Source organism: Protofrankia sp. Cj5 (assembly GCF_917627405.1).
Classification (GTDB): Bacteria; Actinomycetota; Actinomycetes; order Frankiales; family Frankiaceae; genus Protofrankia.
The window spans coordinates 1-6,746 of the sequence record NZ_CAKJTO010000172.1; the positions used below are offsets into that span (position 1 = coordinate 1).

A 6,746-nucleotide genomic window follows, 5' to 3' on the forward strand; every position below is an offset into this window, starting at 1 on the left:
CCGGGAGGGGTTATGATCATAGGAAAGTCTCGAGCTCCTAGCATGGAAACCCTAAGACCATTCAAACGCAACGTAGGGGCGAACCGTAACTTTCCCGTCTATAGAGATCTGGAGCAGTACCTGGAAAGCCTAAGGAAAGGTGAGCATCCTGACGATGTAGCTCGCCACGTAATGGCTGTCTGCGCAGGCTATGCATATGGGCAAATACAAGAAGACGTGCGGGTGCAAGAAACCATGCAGCACCCTAATGCGGTCGCCACAATGATGGCGCGTATGGGTCTACTGGAGAACGAGTGTCGGGTGGTCGCCGAGCATATCGATGCAATGCTAATTTTTTCGACGGCCTTCATCGTCCAGAGCAAGAATAGAGACGTAGTAATCTTGGCCTACCGCGGTACCGAACCAGCAAATCTCCTCAATTGGCTCACCAATATTCAGGTCCGTTCCAACGAACCTGCGACCATTAACCTAGGTAAAAATTCAAAATATGAGATCCACGCCGGCTTCCATCGTAACGTTCGAATAACCCGCTACGAAGTACTGCGGACCTTGCAGTATGCCATGGCCAGGAAGTCGGTGCTGAGTCCCGATATAGAGAGTAGCACGGAAGACATACTTCCGGATCCCAACAAACCACTGCCCGCGCTGTACGTTACCGGCCACAGCCTTGGTGCTGCGATGGCCGCCATTATGGGCATTATGGTTATGACCGATCCCGAGTACCAAGAGGTGCTTGGAAGAGCTCTTCGGGCCGTATATACTTTCGGTCAGCCGATGATCGGTCCACAAGGACTTGAGAAAGCATACGATAGTATCGATGGCGAGTTCAAGGCGCCGCTGATTCGCTACGTCTACTGCCGCGATCCGGTACCGCGTCTCCCCTCGAAGGATGCGGGTAAATTCGCCCATTTCGGCGAGGAATGGAGATGGAGCGACTCGACATGGTTTAGGGCTGATAGGCCTACCGGGCAAATGAACTCCGTACTAGGACTCGCCGAGGCATTTACTTCCCTTGCAACTGAGCAGATTCCGATATTGGATAGACTGAATCTGCCGCCGGCATACTCAATCACAGATCACCTTCCCCAATACTATATTGACGCCCTTGCTTCATCCAAAAGAAGCGAGTTCGGTGACGACAGCCTAAGACCGGCATCCTCATGCCGTCCGAATCCGGGGCCGCCTTACAGTCCGTCAGGCGGCAAGAAGGTCGTCGCGGGCATCATGACGGGCGTCAAGGGCACCCTTGATGTCGGCAAGGGCGCCCTTGACGCCACCGGGGGCGCCATTGAGATCGGCGTGGGCGCCGTTGAAGATGCCTCTAAAAAAGGGTGGAATCTCCTTAAAAAGCCATTCACCGACCGGGATGGGGGTGCTTCTCTTTGAGAGGTGGGTGATTCCGGATCATCCCGGGCGGGCGGGGGCGGTGTGGAGGCCGAGGTCGGGGATGCTGGCGGGGGCACTGTTGCATCGGCAGAGTCCGTTGTCCCGCAGCTCCTGACCGGTCATGATCGAGTGATGCGTCGACGTCGTGTCCGTCCACCGGTTCCGACGTCGGAGTTCGCCGGGTTCCGGTTCCCACCCGAGGTGATCATCCTGGCAGTCCGCTGGTACCTGCGGTACGCCCTGTCGTACCGCGACGTCGAGGAACTCCTCGCCGAACGCGGCCTCAAGGTTGATCACGTCACGGTCTACCGGTGGGTGCGCCGGTTCACCCCGCTGCTGATCGACGCGGCCCGGCCATGCCGGCACACACCGGGTGATTGTTGGTTCGTCGACGAAACGTATGTGAAAATCGCCGGACGATGGACCTATCTGTACCGGGCGATCGACCAGTTCGGGCAGGTCATCGACGTGATGGCATCCGAGAAACGGGATCTGGCCGCGGCCCGCCGGTTCTTCACCCGGGCCCTGTCCCACGGCCGCCGCCCGGTGGAGGTGACCACCGACCGGGCCGCCTTCTACCCCCGGGTCCTCGACGAGCAGCTACCTGCCGACCATCACATCGATGACCGGTATGCGAACAACCCGATCGAAGCCGACCACGGCCGGTTCAAGGCACGGCTACGGCCGATGCGCGGCCTGAAAGGCCTCCGCTCCGCACAGATCATCGGCTCCGGGCACGCGTTCGTGCAGAACATCCGCCGCGGCCACTACGAACTGGGCATCGACGCCGAACCTCGCCAGCGGCTGACGGCTGCCTTCACCGAACTCACCCTGGCCGTCTGACCACCCACCGAACACAGCTCCCCGATGCCTCGCCTCCACCCAATGCAACTGTGAGTTCATGGTGCTGCCTCGGGCGGTGGTCTGACCCGCAATGCAACTGGCGTGATGCCTTCGCGCTGACCTGTCGGCTGCCGTCCGGGGATGTGTCGACCGGACCGGTGGGCGTGTCCCGACAGGGGCCTTGCCGCTACAAGGCACCGTCACAGTTCTGACCGCCCTGCCGGTCCGGCGACGGCTTTCCGTTCCCGAGCCGAGCAGGAGACGAACAGCCTGTGGCCAGCATGCCTCACCCCACGGAAGCAGACCAGATCGCCGCCAGCCGCGACAATGAAGTCGTTCTCGGCGTCGACACCCACAAGGACCTGCACATCGCCGCGGTCCTCACCCCGGTCGGCGCGCTGCTGGCCAGCGCAACCTTCCCGACCACCGCTGACGGCTATGCGCACCTGCTCGCCTGGGCGTGCGAACACGGAACCCTCCGCCGGGCCGGCATCGAGGGCACCAGCTCCTACGGCGCCGCCCTGACCCGCCATCGACTCGCGGCCGGTATCGCCGTGTCCGAGATCAACCGGCCCGACCGCGCCGCACGCCGACGCCGAGGCAAGACCGACGCCCTCGATGCCGAAGCGGCCGCCCGTGCCGTCCTGTCCGGCCAGGCCACCGCGATCGCGAAGACCGGAAACGGACCAGCCGAGATGGCGCGCATGCTCCGGCTGGCCAAGACCTCCGCGGTCAAAGCCAGAACTCAGGCCGTCAACCATCTCAAGGCCGTCCTGGTCCGCGCCGATCCCGCGCTGCGTGAATCCCTCGCAGGACTGGGCCCCGTGACCCTCGTCCGCCGATGCGCCGCCCTCGATGAGGTCGCACCGCTCGACACCCAACCACCGCGCGCTACACGCTGCGCCGGCTGGCCACCCGGATCCTGCAGCTCACCGACGAGGTCAACGACCTCAACCGACAGCTGACCACCCTGCTCACCCGTCACGCCCCCGCCCTGCTCACCCGCGTTGGCGTGGGACCAGATACAGCCGCGGCCCTCCTCATCGCCGCGGGCGACAACCCGCAACGGCTGGCCAGCGACGCCTCTTTCGCAGCCCTGTGCGGTGTCAGCCCGATCGAAGCGTCATCCGGCAAGACCCACCGTCACCGCCTCAACCGCGGCGGCGACCGCCAGGCCAACGCCGCCCTTCACCGCATTGTCATCACCCGTCTGCGCTGCGACCCCCGCACCCGCACCTACCAACAACGACGCCTCGCGGAAGGCAAGACCCCACGTGAGGTCACCCGCTGCCTCAAACGCTACGTCGCCCGCGAGATCTACAACGCCATCCCGCGCACCAGCCCACCGGCCACTGCGGCCACTACGGCCACTTGACAACACAGGGGTGTCAGCGCCACTTGGACTCATCAGTCGGGGGGGCGGAGTCGGTCTCTGCCTGGTGGCGGATCACCAAGCCGGTAAATATCAGCTCGGAAAGCTATACGTTGAACTCTCCATCGGTCACGCCGCCGATGAAGGCGACCCACTCGTCACGCGTAAAGATCAGCACTGGGCCGTCGGGATCTTTGGAGTCACGTACAGCGACGACACTTGGCAGGTTGCGTGCAACCTCGACGCAGGCGCCGCCGTTGTTGCTGCGGGCGCTCTTGCGCCATACGGCGCGAGACAGGTCAACGCGCTGGTGAGCCACCCCGCACCCCCTTTGCCGGTAGTCACGTCAGTTCGTCGGCCACCTGGGCGATGAGCCGTCTCGACTCGTCAGGATCGAGGGCTTTAGCGATCAAGTGGTCGAACATGAGCGTATAGCGCGTGACGTGCGGTGTCTCTTCCAGGTAGAGGCTGCCCCCCTGACTCTCCAGGTAGACCACGTCGGGGTCGGCGGGTTCCGGAAAGCCCAGGACGATGAACGATCCGTCCATCGCGGGATGCGCTCCGGCCCGGAACGGCAGCACCTGGACACTGACGTGGGACAGCTCGGCCATCTCGGCGACGTGGCGAAGCTGCGCGCGCATCGTCTCGGCGCCGCCGACCACTCTGCGGATGACGGCTTCGTTCAGCACCGTCCACAGTGTTGGTGGCTCGTCGCTCCGGAGACGCTCCTGGCGTGTCATCCGTACCGCGACCTTGCGTTCGATCTCGTCGTCGTTACCGATGGCCGGAGTGGCCCGCATGAAGGCACGGTAGTACTCGGCGGTCTGCAGGAGACCGGGCATGAGCTCGGCGCTGTATTCGTGGATGAAGGCCGCCTCGGTCTCGAGGCCGACGTAGACCTGGAACCTGTGGGGCTCCAAAATCCGGGTTTCGGCCTGTGAGCTGCACTTTTGCAACTGACGTGATCGTCTGGGGGTGTCGTCAGGCGGCGCTGCGATATTCGTTGATCAGCCCACCGAGGATGCGTGTGCGACGGACGGTGGACCCCGGGGTCGGGGTGAACACGGGTGGTGAGTCGGGCGGGTACTGGCCGAGGGAGCGGTGAGGCCGGTGGGTGTTGAAATGCTCGGCATAGCTGGTGAGGACGGTGGTCAGGTGCCGTTCGGAGACGATCAATAGTCTGTCGGTGCATTCGCGGCGGGCGGTGCCGACCCAGCGTTCCGCGATCGCGTTCGCCTGCGGGCACTGCGGCGGTGTGCGTACCACGTCGATACCGGCCCCGGTGAAGACTGCCTCGAACGAAGCCGTGAACTTCGTATCGCGGTCACGGATGAGGAACCGGAACCGGCGGCTGTGCTCCTCGAGATCCATCAGCAGGTTCCGTGCCCGCTGGGCGACCCACGCCGAGGTCGGCTGCTTCGTAACCCCGAGGACATGAACGTGGCGGGTGGCGTGCTCGACGACGAAGAACACGTAGATCCGCTGGAGGAACACGGTGTCCACCGTGAAGAAATCGCAGGCCAGGAGGCCGGAGGCCTGGGCGCGCAGGAACGTGCGCCAGGTGGCGTCGGCCCGCCGGGGCGCGGGGTCGACACCGGCGCGGTGCAGGATCCGCCAGACGGTGGCGACCCCGACCGGGTAGCCCAGCCCGGCGAGTTCGCCCTGGATCCGGCGGTGGCCCCAGGTCGGGTTCTCCTGCGCCAGGCGCAGGACCAGATCGCGGATCTCCCGGCGGACCGGTGGCCGTCCGGGCGACTTCCGCGGATAGGTCCATTTCCTGGCGAGGAGGTCACGGTGCCAGCGCAACACGGTGGCCGGGGTGACGAAGAAGACGTCCCAGCGGGCTCGGGGCAGCAGCCGGGACAGGGCTGCGAAGATCACCCGATCCGCCGGTTCCAGCGTCGGACGGTGCACCTGCCGTCGTAACACCGCCACCTGATGTCGCAGGACGAGGAGCTCCACGTCCTTCGCGGTGTCCCCGCGCACGCGGAGCAACATCAGTCCGAGAGTGTTGCGTGTCAGGGCGTAGAGCAGCGACCACACCATGACCATCCAGCCTGCCCGACGCAGACCCAGTCCGGCAGGCAAACGCGCAGGTCGCCGCCCAAATCGGGGTTCTGGAGCCCCACAGGCCGCCTCGAAGCCCGCCTACCGCAACCCGTGGCGGCGCCGACGGCCTGATCCCGGCCCCGGGCACCCCACCGAGACCGGGACACCGACAAAACGGCCGCCGAGTCGAGACCGATATCTCTACCCAAACCAGACATCCGCCTCGACAATTTAGAAAGCGCCACTGCGCAGGAGGGCAGTATGAAGCCACCATCGCGATGCCGAGCGGCCGAAGCCGCCCGTCTGCCTTCGGTATGTACACCCTTCGCGAGGGCTTCGCCCGGAAGCGCCCCGAGTGGATCCGGGCGTGCAGGTCCCGCAGGTTTCCCTCCAGGTCCTGTCCGTACTCCCGCCACGTCATCCCGTCCACCCCGGCGGCGGCGTTCGGGCGGATCGCCCGGTATGCCGCCCGCAGGCGGTCCGGGTCACCGTGGTGGAGCAGCGCGGTGAACCGCGTTTCCTTGTTCTGCCGTGCGGTTCGGCGCACACGGTCCAACGCGCTGGGCGCGTCTGGTCCGGCTCTGTGTCCGGGACGCGTTTCGCTTGGCCATGCCCCTTTCCTCCCCCACCTCCGTAGCCGCTCGCGCGGCCTTGTTCGGCTGGATCACAGGTACTACGGGCATGTCCGACTTCCCGCGTTCGTGCATCCCAGGATTGCCGCCTCGGCGTTGCCTGGGCGTTCCGCCGGCCATCAATCCGGCGGGCGGACGCGGGGCCTCCCGGTTCTCGTGCATGGAGATTCCGTGCATGCCATGGTTCTCCGACCGCGCGGGGCCCTCCGGAAGCTCGCGCATAACGCTCCCGTCGGTGTTGCCTTCCACCCAGCTAACTGTGTCGACACCCCGATTGCCTTGATTTCGCGGCTCAATAGCCCGGCCTACACGTACCCCTGTCAACGCTTCGCCTACGCCCTCACGGGCGCCGACGCATGACTCGGGGCCACCGTGGGGCGCTAGCCCTTCGACGTAGAGCTCTCTCATCTCCATCTCCAAGCCGGTTCATCCCGGCGCATCTAGCTGTTCAGCTGGGTCTCGGG

Annotated in this window: 4 protein-coding genes and 2 pseudogenes; 3 read left to right on the forward strand and 3 right to left on the reverse strand. The window is 64.8% G+C overall.

Annotated features, from left to right (window positions below; all coding sequences use genetic code 11):
• The 3 genes and pseudogenes from MJ777_RS21770 to MJ777_RS21780 form a co-directional block, all read left to right on the forward strand.
• Positions 1-1,386, forward strand: a pseudogene (locus MJ777_RS21770) (lipase family protein); the annotation flags it as partial.
• A 132-nt stretch (positions 1,387-1,518) separates the two neighbouring features.
• Positions 1,519-2,229, forward strand: a complete 711-nt coding sequence (locus MJ777_RS21775; protein WP_239377640.1) for an IS6 family transposase — start codon at positions 1,519-1,521, stop codon at positions 2,227-2,229.
• 281 nt (positions 2,230-2,510) lie between these two features.
• Positions 2,511-3,604, forward strand: a pseudogene (locus MJ777_RS21780) (IS110 family transposase).
• A 103-nt stretch (positions 3,605-3,707) separates the two neighbouring features.
• On the opposite strand, the gene MJ777_RS21785 reads toward MJ777_RS21780, so the two are convergent.
• The 3 genes from MJ777_RS21785 to MJ777_RS21795 all read right to left on the reverse strand — a co-directional run bounded on the left by MJ777_RS21785 (position 3,708) and on the right by MJ777_RS21795 (position 5,647).
• Complete coding sequence (locus MJ777_RS21785) at positions 3,708-3,920, reverse strand: DUF397 domain-containing protein (protein ID WP_239377641.1); 213 nt, start codon at positions 3,918-3,920, stop codon at positions 3,708-3,710.
• Positions 3,921-3,942: 22 nt separating this feature from the next.
• Positions 3,943-4,521 carry a DUF5753 domain-containing protein gene (locus MJ777_RS21790; protein WP_239377642.1) on the reverse strand — a complete coding sequence of 193 codons (579 nt, stop codon included), beginning with the start codon at positions 4,519-4,521 and terminating at the stop codon, positions 3,943-3,945.
• A gap of 61 nt (positions 4,522-4,582) precedes the next feature.
• The gene (locus tag MJ777_RS21795; protein WP_370652812.1) at positions 4,583-5,647 is read right to left on the reverse strand and encodes an integrase core domain-containing protein; all 1,065 of its coding nucleotides are present in this window, start codon (positions 5,645-5,647) and stop codon (positions 4,583-4,585) included.
• Between the last annotated feature and the right edge of the window lie 1,099 nt (positions 5,648-6,746).

Bases quoted from the DNA above. Each gene is read 5' to 3' on its own strand.
- MJ777_RS21775 (WP_239377640.1), top strand. From the start codon at position 1,519: ATGCGTCGACGTCGTGTCCGTCCACCGGTTCCGACGTCGGAGTTCGCC.
- MJ777_RS21795 (WP_370652812.1), bottom strand. From the start codon at position 5,647: ATGGTGTGGTCGCTGCTCTACGCCCTGACACGCAACACTCTCGGACTG.